The 509-nt window shown below is 70.7% G+C and carries 2 protein-coding genes; both read right to left on the bottom strand.

Going from position 1 to position 509, the window contains the following annotated elements; translation table 11 throughout:
• Positions 1-231, bottom strand: a 231-nt coding sequence (locus JNK74_30475) for a 3'-5' exonuclease (GenBank protein MBL7650494.1), incomplete at its 3' end; no start/stop codon positions are given.
• 17 nt (positions 232-248) lie between these two features.
• The coding region (locus tag JNK74_30470) for a hypothetical protein (protein MBL7650493.1) at positions 249-509 on the bottom strand (261 nt) is incomplete at its 5' end.

Below are 509 nucleotides of genomic sequence, written 5' to 3'. Positions count from 1 at the left end.
GACCTCGCGCATCACCTGCGCCGCAGTCGGGGCGCTGCGGATCATCGCGTTGGAGATCCCGGTCAGGGATTCGATATGGGCCGGGATGCGCACGCCCGCGTTCATCAGGCTCTGGTAGCGATCCACCACCCGGCCGTCCCGCACGATCACCGCGGCGATCTCGGTCGCGCGGTCGCCCTGCGCAGGCGACAGCCCCGTGGTCTCGAAGTCGATCACCGCCACCGCTTCCATGCCTGCACCCTCCCCGTCTATTGCGGCCACGCCTGCAGGCGGCAGACGTCGCAGTCATCCCAGGGCAGGCAGTCGCACACCCGCGGCAACGCGACGAAGCGGCTGCCGACCTGCACCTTGCCCTCGGCACCGGCAGGCGCGCCTCGCCTCGACGCCGCCGCGTCGTGCGGCATCGGCTGCCAGCTCGCGAACACGGCCGGATCGAGGCCGCCGTCGATGTACCAGCGCTTGCGCGCAGCGTCCCAGCGCGCACCGAGCTTTTTCGCCTGGTCCTTTTC

This window comes from Candidatus Hydrogenedentota bacterium, assembly GCA_016791475.1.
Lineage (GTDB): Bacteria > Hydrogenedentota > Hydrogenedentia > Hydrogenedentales > JAEUWI01 > JAEUWI01.
The sequence above is the reverse complement of the archived record's forward strand: the minus strand, read 5'-3'. Positions and strand labels throughout refer to the sequence as shown.